The following is a 16,684-nucleotide window of genomic DNA, read 5'->3' as shown; positions in this document are numbered from 1 at the left end:
GCAAGGTGACCGCCGGCAACAGGGAGCACTCGGTGACAGGAGACGGAGCACGCGCCACGCGCAGCTTTGCGATCATCCTGGTCGTTCACCTCGCCGTGCTGGTGCTATGGCAGGTCGCGGTCGATGCCTTCCACGTGCCGAAATTCATCCTGCCTTCCCCGCTCGCGACAATCCAGACGCTGGGAACCGCAAGCTATGCCTGGGGCGCCAACACGCTGGTGACGGCGGTCGAAATCCTCGGCGGCTTCGCGCTCGGCGCGTTCGTCGGGGTGGCGCTGGCGGTGATCTTCAGCTGGGCGCCACTGCTCAGCATGACGCTGCTGCCGCTGTTCGTGACGCTGAACATGATCCCGAAGGTCGCGCTCGGCCCGCTTTTGATCGTCTGGTTTTCCTACGGCATCGTGCCGAACATCCTGATCGCCTTCAGCATCTGCTTCTTCCCGATCCTGCTCACCACGGCGCGCGGCCTGCGCGAGGTCGAGCCTGACCTGCTCGACCTCGTCAAATCGCTGCGCGGCTCGCGCTGGATTCTGTTCCGCAAAATTCAGCTGCCGGGATCGCTGCCTTACGTGTTCTCCGGCATGAAGGTCGGCGCCATCCTCGCGGTCGCCGGCGCCATCGTCGGCGAGTTCATCGCCTCCGAGCGCGGGCTCGGCTACCTCATGATCCAGGTACAGTCCTCGCTCGACACACCCGCGATGGTGATGGCGGTCGTGCTGCTGACGCTGCTCGGGGTCGCCCTCTACGGCCTGGTGCTCGTCCTCGAGCCGCATGTTCGTGGTCGGCGATGCAAGACAGACCTGAGAACGGCAGACTTGAAGGATAGATCCATGCTGCTCACCCGCCAGACGCTGCCGAAGACGATCCCCGACATCGCGGCGCTCGACGATCTCCTGTGCCGGCCGACCCAGGCGCTGATCGACGACCTCGCCAAGGTGGACGGCGACATCATGATCCTCGGCGTCGCCGGGAAGATGGGGCCGACGCTGGCGGGCCTCGCGAAAGCCGCCGCGCCGGATCGCCGCGTCATCGGCGTCGCCCGCTTCAGCGATCCGGGCGTGAAGGAGTGGCTGCACGCCCGCGGCGTCGAGACCATCAACTGCGATTTGATGGACGAGCGTGCGATTCACGCGCTGCCGAAAGCGCCCAACATCATCTTCATGGCCGGCCGCAAGTTCGGCGCCGAGGGCGACCTTTCGCTGACCTGGGCGATGAACGCGCATGTGCCGGCGCTGGTTGCGCAGGCCTTCCCGTCGTCGCGAATCGTCGCATTTTCGACCGGCTGCATCTACCCGTTCGTGCCGGTCGACGGCAAAGGCTCGACGGAGGACATGGCGCCGAACCCGCCCGGCGAATACGCGCAGTCCTGCGTCGGCCGCGAACGCATGTTCGAATATTTCTCCCGCAAGCTCGAAACACCTGGCCGGCTGTTCCGCCTCAACTACGCGATCGACATGCGCTACGGCGTGCTGCACGACATCGCCACGAAGGTGCTCACGGGCACGCCGATCGACGTCAGCCTCGGCCACGTCAACTTCATCTGGCAAGGTGATGCGTCCTCGCAGGCGCTGCGGTGCCTTGCGCATTGCACGGCGCCGACCTCGCCGATCAATGTCAGCGGCCACGAAATTCTCGCGGTGCGCGATCTCGCGGCAAGGTTCGGTGCCAGGTTCGGCCGCCCTCCGCTGCTGACCGGCAAGGAAGAGCCGACAGCGTGGCTCACCGACACATCGCAAGCGGTCGAGCTGTTCGGCCTGCCGGTCGTGGACACCGAGCAGCTGATCGCCTGGACTGCCGACTGGGTCTCCCGCGCCATGCCGAGCCTCGGCAAGCCCACCAAATACGAGGTGCGCGATGGACGCTATTGACGGCCCGACCGTCATCAAGCTCGGCCTCGAGGATGCGATCGCCGGGCTCGCGCTCTCGAGTGAAGCGCACTGGAACCAGACCGAGGAGGACTGGCGGGTCTTCCTGCATGACGGCATCGTGTTCGGCATCCGCGACGGCGCTCGCCTGGTCGCCACCGCCGCTTTGCTGCCCTACCCCGGCAACAACGCCTGGATCAGCATGGTGCTGGTGTCGGCCACACATCGCCGCCGCGGCCTTGCCACGCGCCTCGTCGATACCTGCCTGGAGACGGCACGCAAGAACGGCCTGACGAGCTGGCTCGACGCAACGCCCGACGGCGCCGCCGTCTATGGCCCGCTCGGGTTCACGCCGACGCTGCAACTCCGCCGGCTGAAGCTGGTGAACCCCGCACAGGAAGCTTCGGGATCACCCGCGGTCGCAACCCTCGACGCGCTTTGCGCGCGGGACCGGCGGACCACCGGGTTCGACCGGACCGCTCTTCTGACCGCCTTCGCACAGCGCTCCGGCTCGCGCATCGTTGCAGCATATGGATGCATCGCGCTGGTCCGCGACGGCCGAACCGCGCGCCATATCGGCCCGCTGTTCGCCGACAACGCCGCCGAAGCGCTGGCGTTGGTTCATGCGATCGCGCGATCCGAGACCCGCCCGCTGCTGATCGACGCGGTCGCCTCGCAGGCTGCGTTCCTCGAAGGATTGACCGCATCGGGCTGGACTATCGAACGGCCGTTCCAGCGCATGCGGTTCGGCCCCGCCACCACTGCTGGCGAGGACATGCCATTCGCCGTCGCCGGCCCGGAATTCGGATAGGACATCATGCACCACAGCCAGATCAACGCCGACATCCGCAAGCTGATCGCCGAGGGCACCGTGATGCCGGCGCATCCGCTCGCGCTCACCCCCGAACGCCAGCTCGACAAGACGCATCAGCGCGCGCTGACGCGCTATTACATCGACGCCGGCTCCGGCGGCCTTGCGGTCGGCGTCCACACCACGCAATTCGCGATCCGCGATGTCGGCCTCTACCGTCCGGTGCTGGAGCTCGCCGCGGAGACCGCGGCCAATTGGACCAAACGTCCGCTGGCGATGGTCGCAGGTCTTGCCGGCACGACCCGGCAGGCGGCGGCCGAAGCCCGCACCGCCCGCGACATCGGCTATCATGCCGGCCTGCTCAGCCTCGCCGCGATGAAGAGCGCGTCCGAAGACGAGATCATCGCGCATTGCAAGGCTGTCGCCGCCGAGATTCCGGTGATCGGCTTTTACCTCCAGCCGGCCGTCGGCGGCGTCATCCTGTCCAGCCGGTTCTGGCAGCGCTTTGCCTCGATCGACAACGTCATTGCGATCAAGATCGCGCCGTTCAACCGCTATCGCACGCTCGACGTGCTGCGCGGAGTCGCAGCCGCCGGCGCGCTCGACCGCGTCGCGCTCTACACCGGCAATGACGACCACATCCTGCTCGACCTGATGCTGCCGTTCGACCTGCGCGCCAACGGCGTCACGACGCGCACTTATTTCAAGGGCGGCCTGCTCGGCCATTGGTCGGTTTGGACCGCAAGCGCCATCAAGCAATTCGAGCGCTGCAAGGCGGCGCGGCACCAGGACAGCGTGCCGGCCGATCTTCTCGCGCTCGATGCCCGCGTCACCGATTGCAACAGCGCCTTCTTCGACGTCGCCAACAATTTTCACGGCTGCATCGCCGGCTGCCACGAGGTGTTGCGGCGCCAGGGCCTCATGAAGGGTCTGTGGTGCCTCGATCCGAACGAAGGCCTCAGCCCCGGCCAGCGCGAGGAGATCGACCGTGTCACGCGCGAGCACGCCGACCTCAGCGACGATTCCTTCGTCGCCGCCAATTTGAACAAATGGCTGGCATGAGTTCAAAACCTTTCATCAGCCTGCAAGGGGTGCGGAAAGTCTACCGCAGTGGCGGCGCCGAGTTTCTGGCGGTGTCCGACGTCACCATGGACGTGCAGGAAGGTGAGCTGGTCTCGCTGGTCGGCCCCTCCGGTTGCGGCAAGACCACGGTGATGAAGATTTTGGCCGGCCTGCACGGCGCCGATGGCGGCACGGTGACAATCGGCAACGCCGAAAGTCCGTTCGATCCCACCCGCGACATCGGCATGGTGTTCCAGCAGGCGCTGCTCTTGAAGTGGCGCACCATCCTCGACAACGTGCTGCTGCCGGCCGAGATCGTCGGCCTGCCGATGAAAGCCGCGCGCGAGCGGGCGCGTGACCTGCTCAACCTGGTCGGCTTGGCTGGCTACGAGCAGAAATATCCGCAGCAGCTCTCCGGCGGCATGCAGCAGCGCACCGCGATCGCACGCGCCTTCATTCACGACCCCAAGCTGATCCTGATGGACGAGCCGTTCGGCGCGCTGGATGCGCTGACCCGCGAGCAGATGAATCTGGAGATGCTGCGGATCTGGCGCGAGAGCGGCAAGACCATCATCTTCGTCACGCACTCGATCCAGGAAGCGGTGTTCCTGTCGTCACACTGCGCGGTGCTGACGGCCGGCCCTGCGAAGATGGCCGACTACTTCCCGATCGACCTGCCCTTTCCGCGCGACCTTCCGCTGAAGACGACCGACGCGTTCGGTGCCTATGCGCGAAGAATCTATGCGAAGCTGGGCCTGGGCGCGGCCTGACACATCGCAGCAACTGACCGTCCAATTGGGGGCGCAGTGCAAACACCGCGCCCCCTCTCACATCAGCTCTTGTTGCGCATCTTGCTGAGCAGATAGTTGTCGTAGAAGTTTTCCGCGATCTGCGTGTAGAACAGCAGCTCCTTCATGTAGGCGTCGTGGCTTTCCTTGGTGCGCTTGAACAGGTCGCTCTTGGCGGCGAGCTCGTTCAGATGCTCCTGGGTCGCGTTGTAGCAGGCTTCCAGCACCGGCTGCGGGAACGCCTTCAGCTCCGCGCCGTTCGCAATCAGCCGCTTCAGCGCCGCCGGATTCACGCTGTCGTACTTCTCGAGCATCCAGGCGCCGGCCGCAGACCCGGCCTGGTTGACGATCGCCTGGTACTGCTTCGGCAGGCTCGCCCATTTCTCGTCGTTGACGATCATGTGCAGCATGGCGCCGCCTTCCCACCAGCCGGGGAAATAGTAGTACTTCGCGACCTTCTGGAAGCCGAGCTTCTCGTCGTCATAGGGGCCGACGAATTCGACCGCGTCGATCGTGCCCTTCTCGAGCCGCCGGATAGATGTCGCCGCCCGCGATCTGCTGCGGCACCACGCCGAGCCGCGCCAGCACATGGCCGCCCATGCCGGCGATGCGGAATTTGAGGCCCTTGAGATCGTCGACAGTCTTGATCTCCTTGCGGAACCAGCCGCCCATCTGGGTGCCGGAATTGCCGCAGAGGATGGCGTGCGCCTTGAACGGCTTGAGCGCCTCGTTGGTCAGGTCGGCACCACCGCCGAAATGCCACCAGGATTCCTGATGGCGATGGTTCATGCCGAACGGCGCGCCGGTGGCATAGGCCAGCGCCGGCTCCTTGCCGATGTAGAAATACAGCGGCGTTTGCGCCATCTCGACGCTGGCGGTGCTGACGGCATCGAGCGCCTGCAAACCGGGAACGATCTCGCCGGCCGCAAAGGTCTGTATCTGGAATTTGTTGTCGGTGGCCTCGGCGACGTATTTCGCGAAGGTCTGCGCCGTGCCGTAGATGGTGTCGAGCGACTTCGGGAAGCTCGAGGTCAGGCGCCATTTGATCTCGGGCGCCGATTGCGCGATCGCAGGTGCAGCAACCAGCGTCGTCGCGCCGGCAACTGCACCGCCCTTAAGGAATGTACGGCGTTTCATGATGGGGTCTCTCCCTGGAAGTTAGTTTCAAATGAACGGCCTTGTACCCGGCCTCGGGCCACGGTCTTCGGAGACCGTTTGCCTGTTCCTGTAGCGGAGTTCAAGCTGGCAGGAAGCCGCTTTAGAGCAGCTTGGCGCTCACGAACAGCGCCCGCACGGCGTTGGTTGCCTGCACCGCAAGCATTGCGTTACCGGCGGCGCCTTCGAGCGCCGTGACCGCGTCTTCATGCAGGGAGCGGAATTCCATCCACTCGACCGACTTGAAGTTGGTGAGGAATTGATAGGCCTGGCCAACGGTCGCGATCGCCAGCGTATCACCGTTCAACTTGATCTTGAACGTCGTACGCAGCGGGGTCTCGGAACTCTGGGGATCACTCATGGGCTGCTTCTGGACGACGACGGCTTAACGAAGGGAAAACGGCAGCCCCGCCGTTCGGCTCATATCAGGAGTCGGTGCTCGCGCGCTGCGCGGCAATCGCCGATCCGCCCAGGCTCGGCACCACGACCAGACGGTTGAATTCGCCGTTGTCCCAGGCCTTGAGGAAACGATCATAGTCCTTGATCGAAACGCAGCCGTTGGAATCGCCGCGCGGACCAAGCATGTAGTTGTGGGTGAGAAGGCCGACGCGGCCGAGCGCGCTGGTGCCCTCAGTCGGCGTCAGGCGCAGCGCTCGAACGCCGTGAAACAGTTTTTCGCGCGGCTTCAGATCGTAGGTCGCAGGCGGGGTCGCGCCCACCATGCGCTGGTCGACATGCTGCGGGTCGTCCATCAGCGCGCCCATGCCCGAATGTGCTTCCAACGCGACCCCGCTGGGCAGGTAGAGCGCCTTGGCCGAGATGTCATAAACGGCCGTCCGCGAATCGTAGCCGAGGGCGGCCAGATCCGGCGCCTTGCCGAACAAGCCGCTGTCCGGCGTCAGCGAGGCCAGCCTGATCTTGTCGGTGAATTTTTCGAAGAAGTTGCGGTTGTCGACCCTCGGGTTGGTCTCCGCATAGGCCTGGCTGGAGGCGATCTGGGCGGAGAGATCGGCCTGGGGCGGACGCGAGCGCGGCATCGGGATGCCGTCGGCACGTTGCGAGGGCCTCGTCTCGTCGACCACGGGCCGGTCGCCATCGGTCAGGCTCGAACGCCAGTCATCCCCCTGGAGCTTCTGGGCAAGCATCGCCTTGGCGTCGCGCAGCTTGAGCTGGACCGCATTCAGGGCTGAGCGCTCCAGCGTTCGCAGGCCGAGGTCGCGGGCGGGTGGGTTGCCCGACAGCGACGCAAAACGGTCGTCGAACGAAGGGGCATTGGCGGGCGGCCGCGCGGAAGACACCAGCGGGCTCGAAGTGCCCAAACTCGAATCACCCAAATTCAAACCGCTTAGGTCCGCGACCCAGGCAGCCGCGCCGAGCGCCAGCGCGACAGCAGCCAAAGACAGCAATATCGTCTCGGCTCGCCCGATACGGCGGCGCGACAACAGCCTCTCGGCTTGTGCGGCGTCGGAAACCATCAGATCCCCAAATCGACCCCCGGGGGAGCCCACCCCCACCCGAAGACTCTATACCAGCTACCACATTGGGAGCCAAAAGTTAGGCATAATCGGGGCCGGCGAGGCACCAGGAGGTATCCAATGACCGCCCCCTTCGATCTCGAACGCTTCGTCCAAGCCCAAAATCCGGTCTATCGCGACGTCCGGGAGGAACTGGCCCGGGGACGTAAGCAAAGCCATTGGATGTGGTTCGTCTTCCCGCAAATCGCGGGCCTCGGCTTCAGCGCCATGTCCCAGCGCTACGCCATCGCCTCGCGCGCGGAGGCCACGGCCTACCTCGCCCACCCCGTCCTCGGCCCGCGTCTGATCGAATGCACCCGGCTCGTGCTCGCCGTCGAGGGACGAACCATCAATGCGATCCTTGGCGCGCCGGACGACGCCAAATTCCACTCGTCGATGACGCTGTTCGGCGCCGTGTCCGATGATCCGATCTTCGGCGAGGCGCTCGCCCGGTATTTCGCAGGCGAGCGCGACGGCGCCACGCTGAAGATCCTCGCTGCGCTTGATCGAAAGACCTAGCGGCCGCGCCGCTCGCTACAAGCAGCGTAAACCCCCGATTAATACGGCCCCCTATCATACGGAGAATATCTTTCTCTCACCGCGCCAATTGCCGGACAGATCATGAAAATCGGTACCCTCCTGACCACCGCCATCGTCTCGCTGTCGACCGTGGGCGGAGGCCTCGCCGTCTACGTCGCCGCGACGAAATACCAGACGATGGACAAGATCGCCGAAGCGCAAGGGCGGCTCGATATCGTCCGCGCCGCCAGCGACATCCCGCGCTATCTCAACCCCGAGCGCGGTTTCGCCACCAACATCCTCTATGGACCTGCAACCGTCGACCCTGCCCAGCTCGCCGCGCTTGATAAGCTGCGCAAGCAAACCGACGGCGCCCGCGACAAGATGAACGCGCTGCGCAAGGAGCTGCCCGGCTCCTTCGATGATGGCAACACCATCGGCAGCAACATCGATGCCATCAATTCGAAATTCACCGCGCTACGCGACGCCATCGACAAGGCGATCGCGGGACCTGCGGATGCTCGCAAGGATGCAGCCAGGAAGGTTGTTGCGGACAATGCCGTGCTCAACGCCGGCGTCACTGCGCTGCTCAATGAGCAGGTGCGCCGCATGGCGATCCTCAATGGCGATGCCTACCGCCAGTCCAACTACGCGAACGTCGCCATGACGCTGCGCGACATCGGCGGCCTCAATGCGAGCGTGCACAAGAACCTGGTCGGCGGCAAGAAAGTGGGTACCGATGCCGAGAAGGCCGATGTCGCCCGCATGCAGGGCCGCAGCGACCAGATCGCGATGTCGCTGATGGAATTGCGCGGCAATCCCGCAACCCCGGCCAATGTCGGCGCTGCCCTCGAGACGATGAACGCGCGCTATGTCGAGGAGTTCGGTCGCGAGCTCAAGCTGGTCAAGGACGGCGCCATCAGCGGCAAGTATGAACACGACGTTGACGCCTACTACGCGGCGTCGCAAAGGGCCTCGGCTCGATCATCGGAGTCCGCGACGCGCTCTACGACAACGCCGAGCATATCCTCACCGGTGCCTCCGCCGCCGCTCGCACCAGCTTCACCGTCGCACTCGCCGGCCTCCTTGCCGTGCTGATCGCCAGCGCCGGCCTGATCGTGATGGTTCGCCGCCGCGTCTGCGCTCCGATCGTCAGCCTGACGACCCGGATGTCGCGGCTTGCCGACGGCGACGTCGCCGAAGAGATCCCGGGCGCCGAGCGCTCCGACGAGATCGGGGCGATGGCTGCCGCCGTGAAGGTGTTCAAGGACAACATGATCCGGGCCGACCGGCTCGCGGCGGAGAAGCAGGCCGAGAACGACGGCAAGATGCGCCGCGCCCAGGCGCTCGACGGCCTCACCCGCGCGTTCGAGGCCAAGGTCACCGAACTGGTCGGCGGCCTGTCCCGCGCCTCCTCCACCATGGAGAGCACGGCGCAGTCGATGACCTCGACGGCGGCACAGACCAACAGCCAGGCCGCGATCGTTGCCGCCGCCTCGCAGCAGACCTCGACCAACGTGCAGACGGTCGCCAGCGCGACCGAAGAACTGACCTCCTCGATCTCGGAGATCGGCCGTCAGGTCGCGCAAAGCACCGAAATCGCGGCCCGTGCCGTCGACAATGCCCGCCGCACCGGCGACACCGCGCGCGCCCTCGCCGAGGGCGCGCAGAAGATCGGCGACGTCGTCACGCTGATCCAGAGCATCGCCGAGCAGACCAATCTGCTCGCCTTGAACGCGACTATCGAAGCCGCTCGCGCCGGCGAAGCCGGCCGGGGCTTTGCCGTAGTGGCGTCCGAAGTGAAGTCGCTCGCAGGCCAGACCGCCAAGGCCACCACCGAAATCTCCGAGCAGATCACGGCGATCCAGGCCGCGAGCGACGAGACTGTGACCGCAATCCGCAACGTCGCCGACGTCATCGCCGAGATCGACCAGATCGGCACCGCCATTGCGGCTGCAATCGAGGAACAAGGCTCGGCGACCAAGGAGATTTCCCGCAGCGTCCAGGAGGCCGCCCGCGGCACCCAGGAGGTCAACACCAACATATCGGGCGTACAGCGCGCCGCCGACGATACCGGTGCGGCCGCCCGCGAGGTGCTGGGCGCAGCCGAGCAGCTCTCGACGCAGTCACGCGATCTCGCCGGCCAGTTCGACCGCTTCCTCGGCGAGGTCCGGGCGGCGTAACGAGATTCTTCGTAGCCCGGATGGAGCGAAGCGAAATCCGGGAAAGCTTCACCGCGGATGCACCGCCCCGGATTGCGCTTCGCTCCATCCGGGCTACAGGACCGTACTCCGGGCAACGAAAATCAATACGGCGGCGCCTTGCGCGCCCGCTGCGCCTTCGCGGCCTCGATCCACCACGAGAGATCATCGGCAAAGCGCGGGAACGACCGCTCCAGTGCCTTGCCGCCCTCGCCGATCGGCTCGCTCTCGGCCGAGAGCGTCTGCGCGATCGGACCGACGCCGATCGTGCTCGACACCACCACCATGCCCATCTCCGACAGCGTGCCGTGCCAGGCGGTGGACGCGCGCGCGCCTGACAGGCGGCCGGCGGAATAGCTCACGATCGCGGCGGGGCGCCAGAACCACTCTTCGAGAAAATGGTCGGTGAGGTTCTTCAGGCCGGGCTGAATGCCCCAATTGTATTCCCCGGTGACGAAGACGAAACCGTCGGCACCGCGGATCTGCCCGGCGAGTTTCTCCAGCGCCTCCGGCGCGGCGCCCTTGGGATATTCCTTGTACATGCGGTCGAGCATCGGCAGGCCGATGGCCTTGGCGTCGATGAACTCGACGTCCTCGCCGCGGGCGCGCAGGCGATCGATGACGAAATTCGCAAGGCGGATGCCCATGCGGTCGGACCGGTAGGAACCGTAGAGGACGAGGATGCGATTGCTCATGCCGTGCAGCCTAGCACAAGACGACGCGGCCCGCCCAGCGGTGTGCCGCGCTATCGTCGCCGGCCATGTTCCAAGGTCTGCGACGGCGCCTCGCCGAACTGGTCGCGATAACTTCTGGAGAAATCGCTGAGATGCCAGAAGCCGAAGGTCAGCGCCACGGCCTTGACGCTGTCGGCGCCGGCCAACAGCCGCTTGCGGACCAGCCACAGCCGGCGCAGACGCAGATAGCGATGCAGGCTCATACCGTGATAGCGACGCACGACATCATGCATGGTGCGGACGGACAGGCCGAGCTTGCGCGCGATCTCCTCGCTGTAAATCGGCTGCGAGAGATCCTCGGACAGAAGAGCGCGGATGTCCTGGAATATCCGGAAGCTCCGCTCGTCATTGGGGCGCAGGGTCCATCGTGCCGGAACGACGCCGTGGAAGGCCTCGTCGACGGCCCCGAGCAGGCTTTCCTTCATGGCCGCAGCCTTCAACGGCACGTCCAATGGGTCGATCGGCTCCGATGCCGCCGCCAGCACCTCCCGAACCACGCTGCGGAGACGGTTCAAGCCGGCGGCGGTCGTCTCGAAGATCTTGAAGCTGAGGGCAGCTCGCGGCCAGCCGCGATCCGTCACCTCCGGCCTGAAGACCACCGAGGCGATCTGCCGCTGGACTTCCTCGATCGTCGTGTAAGCCGCGCCGCCGCTCCCGACGACGACGACCGGACTGGCTCGCTGCGCGCCGTTGAACCGGACGGGGACATCGAGATCGTCCATCATGAACCCGATTGCCGTGCAATTCTCGACAAGCTGAGCGTCAACCAACCGGGGAAACGCCCGGGTCAAGTTCACGTCGCAGCCGGGCAATGACAGAATGACCTGCTCAGCCGAAATCTCCCGTACGAAAGGCGTGAACTCGAAATCGAGGCCACGTATGGCGTATCGAAATTCATCGACATCCGAGAAGCGAAATATTTTGGGCGCCAGCGCTGGCGCATGATCAGTGCTGTTCATGACAAATGAAAAACCGCGGCGGGAAACGACGCGCGTGCGGCAATATGCCGATCTCAATTCCCCCTTTCGGCTTCGCGTTAGACCGAAAGACTCAAATCCTGCTCGTCGAAACAGTTGGCGAGGGTCGAGGGCAAAGGACAAGCAGCGGATCGTGTCCTGCCAGATTTCGATACCGTTTTCAGTGCACTAAACGGTGCGCCAATACCTGGCGGACTGAAGTATAAAATCCAAATTAACGCCTGTGGTGCGCAATGACGGTCGTTAGACAGTCGAAATTCATTTTGAGTACAGGCCCCTGCCATGATGGCAAATTTGCCTGCTGATGTCCTGATTGAGTTGGAGGAAGCGGTCGCAACGTGTCCCTTGGACCGCTGCACGCGCATCCTCTCCGGCATTGTGCAGTTGCTCACTGGCAACCGCGATAGATCCCAGGAATTGCTTGCCGGTGTCGTCGATGGCGTCCTGCTGCGATTGACGGGGCGGGTCGAGCCAAGTGCGCTGGTTCAGCTCGGCAGGACGCTCGCTGAACTCAAGGTCGCACCGCCCAAGACATTGCGGCGTCTCGCCTCGCACGACGACCCGGAAGTGGCAAGTGCTGTTCTGCGGAAGTCGCAGGCACTCTCCGCAGCCGATCTGGCCGCGGTCGCGGCCTCGTGCAGCGAGCGGCATCAACTCGCGATCGGGGCCCGCACCTGCATCGAGCCGGCCGTGAGCGAAGCGCTGATCGAGAGTGGCACCAACGCCGTCTGCCTTGCACTGATCAAGAACCCGGGAACCAGATTCTCCGAGGCGGCCTACGCCGCGCTGATCGCCAGGGCCGACGGGGATGGCGAGATTGCCAAAGCACTGGTGCTGCGGCCCGGAACGCCCGACCTGGTCGTGCGGAAGCTGCTCTCCGCCTCACCCGGCCAGACGACGCCGGCCAAAGCGACCGCATCGGCGGTGCCACCGGCACCGCTTCCTCCCAAGCCGCCCTCCCCGGCCGCCTATGCGAGCGCACGGCCGGAGATCGTCGCGCTCAGCCGCGTCGGCAAGCTCAACGATTCCACGGTGAACCGCTTCGCGATCCGCGGCGAGACCGCCAATTTGTTCACGGCGCTGTCGGTGCTGTCAGGAGCCCCGATCGAAATCGTCGAGCACGTCATGATCGACGACGATTGCGAGGGCCTGGTGATGGCCTGCCGGGCCTCGCGACTGAACTGGGCGACCACGCTCGCGATCCTGAGCAACCGCAGCGGCGCCCGTCTTTCCTTTGCCGAGCGCGAACGCGCGCAGCAGATCTTCGAGACACTGCTTCTGTCGACCAGCCAATGGACAGTGCGCTGGGGGAAATCGCAGCAAGCGCGAACACAAGCGATCGGGGACATCGCGGCGCCAAAATGGGGGTTAACTGATGAAGTTCGACGGTCGCAAGGCGCTTCGCGTGCGGATGGATCACAAGCAGTCCGTCAATCTGATGGGCTCGGACGGCACCTGGCGCCGCAGCTGCGTGCTGCTCGACGTCTCGCAGAGCGGCGCCAAGATCGAGGTCGAAGGCACGCTCGACGTGCTCCAGGCCAAGGAATTCTTCATGCTGCTGTCCTCGACCGGGCTCGCTTACCGGCGCTGCGAGTTGGTCTGGATCGACGGCACCATGGCCGGCGTTCATTTCATCAACGCGGACAAGAAGAAGCCAAAGGCTCACGCTGAGAGCGCGGCCCAGAGCAAGTAGTCCCTGTCATTCCATCCAACGAGTTGAACTCGGTAAAGTCAAAATCCAGGTCAGACCGTGCAGAACGCGCGAACCATGCAACACCCCGCCAATCGCGGCGGCGGAATCCGGGAGTGCGAAACGGCCCGCCCACTTGTGCAAGTGTTGGCGGACACGTCCGACAAGTTGTCGGGCGTCTGCTCGATCCTCGAAGAAAAGTTTATCGTTGCGGGCGAGCGGCTCGACGTCGGCGCCAAGCTGACGCAGGTGCCGTCGGCGATCGTCATCCGCGCGGAGCTGCGCGACGTCGACAACATCGCGGCCATCAAGAAGCGGGCCGGCACGCTGGCGAAGGCCAAGAAGCGCATCTTCCTTGTCGAACACAACTCTCACGCAACCGTTTCGCAAGCCTACGCGCTGGGCGCGACGCTTGTCCTGCCCGGGACAGTCAACCGGATCAGATTGCTGGCGTCGCTGGCCGATCCGGCGTCTGCCTCGTCGGGCGACGCATCCCAACCGGACAACGCCGTCGAGACCGCGGCAACAGCGATCGCGTCGATGTTCACGGCTGTGACCCTTGGCCAGCCCCTCGACGTCGATGGCACCAAGGGAGCCGGTCGTCAGATCGCCGATCGCATCACCGCGCATGGTCTATCGGAGTGGCTGACGACGGTGCGTCGCCACCACGAGGGAACCTACCAGCACTGCCTGCTCGTCACAGGCGTCGCGATCGACTTCGGCCTGAGTCTCGGCGTCGGACGGACAGATATGGAGCGCTTGTATACGGCGGCGATGTTCCACGACATCGGCAAGGCGCAGATTCCTCTCGCGATCCTCGACAAGCCCAGCCGGCTCGATGCTGACGAGCGCGCCATGATCGAGACCCACCCGGTCGCCGGCTACGATTTTCTCAAGAAGCACGACAAGATTTCCCCGGAGATCCTCGATGCCGTGCGCCATCATCACGAATACCTCGACGGCAGCGGCTATCCCGATGCGCTGTGCGGCGACAGCATCAACGATCTGGTCCGCATTCTCACCATCTCGGACATCTTCGCTGCGCTGATCGAGCACCGGCACTACAAGCCGACGATGCAACGAGCGGACGCTTACAACATCCTCTGCGGTATGACGGGGAAGCTGGAAAAACCGCTCGTGACTGCCTTCAAACAGGTCGCGCTCACTCGCTGAGTGATCTCCCCGTCTGGAATTTGGCCCTAATGCGTCGCCCGGAATTTTGCGCGGCGCGGCATCGACCGGCAGGCCAGGCCTTCCGCGAGCAGCTTCATGTCCTCGCGTCTGCCGCTGCGGACCAGCCTGCCGAACTCTTCGGGCGTGAAGGGAAGACTTGGATCATCATCGATCGTGTGCCGCAGTCGCGGACCGAACAATCGTCGAACCAGGCTAGCCAGCCGCCGCATGTCAATTCCCTCGCGCCAGCAACAAACCTTTCACTCTGCATATTGTTCCTCCCGCGCGACCGAGATTGCAAGAGGCTGCCACTCTCCCACACCAAAAATTTTCGCGGGAGAATGATCTGCTAGTCGGCAAAGCCGACATAGCGCACGAACTCGTCATTGCCCTCGCGATCCGAGCGCACCGCGTTCGCGGCGAAGCTGTCGTCGGGATAGCCCATCGCGACGCAGGTCATGATAACCTCGTCTTCCGGAATGTTGGCGACCTCGCGCACGATGTCGGAGCGCATGATGCCCTGTCCGTTGATGACGGAACCGAGACCGCGGTCCCAGGCGGCCAGCACGATTCCGTAGCAGAGCGCGCCGAGATCGAAATGGCACACCGCGCCGGGATCGAGCACGCGGTCATAGGTCAGCACCAGCGAGACCGGCGCGTCGAACTGACGGAAGCCGCGCAGCACCCAATCCTGCCGCATCGGCTTGTCGTCACGCGCAATCCCCATCGCGCCAAACAATTTCTTGGCGATGTCGACCTGCCTGTTGCGGTGGACGCCCTGGTACTCGCCATGGCTGATGATGTCGCGCTTGACCTTGGCGCCGCCCACCATCTCCTCCATGTTGCGGCGGCGCAGCTCCTCCAGCGGGCCGCCCGTGAGCACATGCACATGCCAGGGCTGGGTGTTCATCGACGACGGCGCGCGCTTGGCGCTCTCGATGATCGCCTCCACCACGTCGCGGGATATCTGCTGCTGCTTGAAACCGCGCACGCTGCGGCGCGACTGGACCAGCGTTTCGAATTCCACCTCAATATCTCCCCTGTTCAATCGACGACATGGCGACAGGCCGCCGGTTGCCGATGCGACGCGCAAAATCTATGCTAACCCGCAAGCAAGACCAAGAACCCCGGAGAGGACACAGCAATGCCCGCGCCGCTCGACCCCGTCATTGCCCAGATCATCCCGCTGCTGCCGCTGCGCGATCCCACCACTATGACGCCACAGAGCGCCCGCGATGCCTTGCGCGCACTGGCTGCTGCGCGCGCTGCCGTGCCGCCGCCGCCCGTCGACGCGGTCGCGGATATCAAGGTCAAGGGCGGCGCCGGACCGCTCGATGCGCGCGTCTACCGGGTCGGCACCACGCCCGCGCCGACCGTGGTGTTCTTCCATGGCGGCGGCTGGGTCGCGGGCGATCTCGAAACCCATGACCGGCAGGCGCGCAATCTTGCGATCGAGACCGGCGCCGTCGTCGTCTCCGTCGATTATCGCCGTCCACCGGAAACGCGCTTTCCCGGCGCCTTCGAGGACGCCTTCGCTGCCGCGCGCGACGTCTTCACCCGCGTCGCGGAATTTGGCGGCGATGCCAAACGGCTTGGAGTCGGCGGCGACAGCGCCGGCGGCAATCTTGCGGCCGCCACCGCGATCGCCTGCCGCGATGCCGGCATCAAGCTCGCCGCGCAACTGCTGGTGTATCCCGTGACCGACGTGGTCGGCAGCTACGCGGATGCCGCCGAGAACGCGCGCTTTCCATCGCGCAGCGAGAATGCCGACGGCTACTTCCTGTCACGCGCGGTGATGGAGTGGTTTTCCGGCCATTATCTCGCCGATCCCGCTCATGCCGCCGATTGGCGCGTCTCGCCGCTCCGCGCCGCATCGCTCAACGGCGTCGCGCCTGCGATCGTGACCACCGCCTGGTTCGATCCCCTGCGCGACGAAGGCGCCGCCTATGCGAAGGCGCTGGAGGCGGCCGGCGTGCAGGTCAAGCATCACGAAGGCGCCGGCCTGATCCACGGCTATTTCGGCCTTGGCGAGGCCTCCGAGGTGGCGCGCGCCGAGGCGCAGCGCGCGCGGGCCGATTTCAAGGCGTTGCTGGCGCGCGGACTCTGAACCGCGGCTGAATAGAAAACTCTGCGATCGGCCCGATGGTGGATCGCGATCCTGCTTGATTGCGCCACGATTCGCGGCTCCTATCCGC

At 64.9% G+C, this 16,684-nt stretch carries 14 protein-coding genes and 4 pseudogenes; 11 read left to right on the top strand and 7 right to left on the bottom strand.

All coding sequences use genetic code 11. The features are described from left to right. Positions 1–32 precede the first annotated feature (32 nt). From ACQ86E_RS29330 to ACQ86E_RS29310, 5 genes and pseudogenes are all read left to right on the top strand, one after another. Positions 33–804, top strand: a pseudogene (locus tag ACQ86E_RS29330) (ABC transporter permease). Between the two features lie 26 nt (positions 805–830). Then, positions 831–1,868 (top strand): NAD-dependent epimerase/dehydratase family protein, encoded by a 1,038-nt coding sequence (locus tag ACQ86E_RS29325; protein WP_431202938.1) that lies wholly within the window; start codon positions 831–833, stop codon positions 1,866–1,868. Next, a complete protein-coding gene (locus ACQ86E_RS29320; protein ID WP_431202937.1) occupies positions 1,855–2,676 on the top strand; it encodes a GNAT family N-acetyltransferase in 822 nt (273 codons plus the stop codon). Before ACQ86E_RS29325 ends, ACQ86E_RS29320 begins: the two co-directional genes overlap by 14 nt. A 6-nt stretch (positions 2,677–2,682) precedes the next feature. Next, positions 2,683–3,738 (top strand): dihydrodipicolinate synthase family protein, encoded by a 1,056-nt coding sequence (locus ACQ86E_RS29315; protein ID WP_431202936.1) that lies wholly within the window; start codon positions 2,683–2,685, stop codon positions 3,736–3,738. Further along, positions 3,726–4,508: an ABC transporter ATP-binding protein gene (locus ACQ86E_RS29310; RefSeq protein ID WP_431202935.1), complete on the top strand. Its 783-nt coding sequence runs from the start codon at positions 3,726–3,728 to the stop codon at positions 4,506–4,508. Before ACQ86E_RS29315 ends, ACQ86E_RS29310 begins: the two co-directional genes overlap by 13 nt. Positions 4,509–4,570: 62 nt before the next feature. Here the strand turns inward: ACQ86E_RS29310 and ACQ86E_RS29305 are convergent. From ACQ86E_RS29305 to ACQ86E_RS29295, 3 genes and pseudogenes are all read right to left on the bottom strand, one after another. Next, positions 4,571–5,663 (bottom strand): annotated as a pseudogene (locus tag ACQ86E_RS29305) (TRAP transporter substrate-binding protein). Positions 5,664–5,784: 121 nt separating this feature from the next. Beyond that, a complete protein-coding gene (locus ACQ86E_RS29300) occupies positions 5,785–6,042 on the bottom strand; it encodes a hypothetical protein (RefSeq protein WP_431202934.1) in 258 nt (85 codons plus the stop codon). A gap of 64 nt (positions 6,043–6,106) precedes the next feature. After that, on the bottom strand, positions 6,107–7,087 hold the full coding sequence (locus ACQ86E_RS29295; protein ID WP_431206590.1) for a DUF2778 domain-containing protein: 981 nt from the start codon (positions 7,085–7,087) through the stop codon (positions 6,107–6,109). 189 nt (positions 7,088–7,276) lie between these two features. Between ACQ86E_RS29295 and ACQ86E_RS29290 the strand changes: the two genes are divergently transcribed. After that, positions 7,277–7,714, top strand: coding sequence for a DUF1810 domain-containing protein (locus tag ACQ86E_RS29290; protein WP_431202933.1), 438 nt, complete (start codon positions 7,277–7,279; stop codon positions 7,712–7,714). A gap of 102 nt (positions 7,715–7,816) precedes the next feature. Beyond that, a pseudogene (locus ACQ86E_RS29285) lies at positions 7,817–9,897 on the top strand (methyl-accepting chemotaxis protein). Positions 9,898–10,019: 122 nt separating this feature from the next. On the opposite strand, the gene ACQ86E_RS29280 reads toward ACQ86E_RS29285, so the two are convergent. Together ACQ86E_RS29280 and ACQ86E_RS29275 are read right to left on the bottom strand one after the other, a co-directional pair. Next, positions 10,020–10,610 (bottom strand): NADPH-dependent FMN reductase, encoded by a 591-nt coding sequence (locus tag ACQ86E_RS29280; protein WP_375309303.1) that lies wholly within the window; start codon positions 10,608–10,610, stop codon positions 10,020–10,022. 50 nt (positions 10,611–10,660) lie between these two features. After that, positions 10,661–11,608, bottom strand: coding sequence for a helix-turn-helix domain-containing protein (locus tag ACQ86E_RS29275; protein WP_431206589.1), 948 nt, complete (start codon positions 11,606–11,608; stop codon positions 10,661–10,663). 300 nt (positions 11,609–11,908) lie between these two features. On the opposite strand from ACQ86E_RS29275, the pseudogene ACQ86E_RS29270 reads away from it, so the two are divergent. From ACQ86E_RS29270 to ACQ86E_RS29260, 3 genes and pseudogenes are all read left to right on the top strand, one after another. Beyond that, a pseudogene (locus tag ACQ86E_RS29270) lies at positions 11,909–13,002 on the top strand (DUF2336 domain-containing protein). Beyond that, positions 13,002–13,319, top strand: coding sequence for a PilZ domain-containing protein (locus tag ACQ86E_RS29265; RefSeq protein WP_431202932.1), 318 nt, complete (start codon positions 13,002–13,004; stop codon positions 13,317–13,319). Before ACQ86E_RS29270 ends, ACQ86E_RS29265 begins: the two are co-directional and overlap by 1 nt. A gap of 57 nt (positions 13,320–13,376) precedes the next feature. After that, the gene (locus tag ACQ86E_RS29260) at positions 13,377–14,489 is read left to right on the top strand and encodes an HD-GYP domain-containing protein (RefSeq protein WP_431202931.1); all 1,113 of its coding nucleotides are present in this window, start codon (positions 13,377–13,379) and stop codon (positions 14,487–14,489) included. Positions 14,490–14,515: 26 nt separating this feature from the next. Here the strand turns inward: ACQ86E_RS29260 and ACQ86E_RS29255 are convergent, their stop codons facing one another. Both ACQ86E_RS29255 and ACQ86E_RS29250 read right to left on the bottom strand, forming a co-directional pair. After that, positions 14,516–14,719, bottom strand: coding sequence for a hypothetical protein (locus tag ACQ86E_RS29255; protein ID WP_431202930.1), 204 nt, complete (start codon positions 14,717–14,719; stop codon positions 14,516–14,518). A 119-nt stretch (positions 14,720–14,838) separates the two neighbouring features. Beyond that, positions 14,839–15,516, bottom strand: coding sequence for a nitroreductase (locus ACQ86E_RS29250; RefSeq protein ID WP_431202929.1), 678 nt, complete (start codon positions 15,514–15,516; stop codon positions 14,839–14,841). 117 nt (positions 15,517–15,633) lie between these two features. On the opposite strand from ACQ86E_RS29250, the gene ACQ86E_RS29245 reads away from it, so the two are divergent. Continuing rightward, entirely contained in the window at positions 15,634–16,596 is a 963-nt protein-coding gene (locus ACQ86E_RS29245; protein WP_431202928.1) for an alpha/beta hydrolase, read from the top strand. The last annotated feature ends 88 nt before the right edge of the window (positions 16,597–16,684 follow it).

The sequence above is a fragment of the Bradyrhizobium betae genome (genome assembly GCF_050632175.1).
Taxonomy (GTDB): Bacteria; Pseudomonadota; Alphaproteobacteria; order Rhizobiales; family Xanthobacteraceae; genus Bradyrhizobium; species Bradyrhizobium betae_B.
This window is presented reverse-complemented; position numbering and strand designations above follow the sequence as displayed.

What these genes read in the sequence shown, in the direction of transcription:
- ACQ86E_RS29325 (WP_431202938.1), top strand. Translation starts at nt 831, where the DNA reads ATGCTGCTCACCCGCCAGACGCTGCCGAAGACGATCCCCGACATCGCG.
- ACQ86E_RS29320 (WP_431202937.1), top strand. Translation starts at nt 1,855, where the DNA reads ATGGACGCTATTGACGGCCCGACCGTCATCAAGCTCGGCCTCGAGGAT.
- ACQ86E_RS29315 (WP_431202936.1), top strand. Translation starts at nt 2,683, where the DNA reads ATGCACCACAGCCAGATCAACGCCGACATCCGCAAGCTGATCGCCGAG.
- ACQ86E_RS29310 (WP_431202935.1), top strand. Translation starts at nt 3,726, where the DNA reads ATGGCTGGCATGAGTTCAAAACCTTTCATCAGCCTGCAAGGGGTGCGG.
- ACQ86E_RS29300 (WP_431202934.1), bottom strand. Translation starts at nt 6,042, where the DNA reads ATGAGTGATCCCCAGAGTTCCGAGACCCCGCTGCGTACGACGTTCAAG.
- ACQ86E_RS29290 (WP_431202933.1), top strand. Translation starts at nt 7,277, where the DNA reads ATGACCGCCCCCTTCGATCTCGAACGCTTCGTCCAAGCCCAAAATCCG.
- ACQ86E_RS29280 (WP_375309303.1), bottom strand. Translation starts at nt 10,610, where the DNA reads ATGAGCAATCGCATCCTCGTCCTCTACGGTTCCTACCGGTCCGACCGC.
- ACQ86E_RS29275 (WP_431206589.1), bottom strand. Translation starts at nt 11,608, where the DNA reads ATGAACAGCACTGATCATGCGCCAGCGCTGGCGCCCAAAATATTTCGC.
- ACQ86E_RS29265 (WP_431202932.1), top strand. Translation starts at nt 13,002, where the DNA reads ATGAAGTTCGACGGTCGCAAGGCGCTTCGCGTGCGGATGGATCACAAG.
- ACQ86E_RS29255 (WP_431202930.1), bottom strand. Translation starts at nt 14,719, where the DNA reads ATGCGGCGGCTGGCTAGCCTGGTTCGACGATTGTTCGGTCCGCGACTG.
- ACQ86E_RS29245 (WP_431202928.1), top strand. Translation starts at nt 15,634, where the DNA reads ATGCCCGCGCCGCTCGACCCCGTCATTGCCCAGATCATCCCGCTGCTG.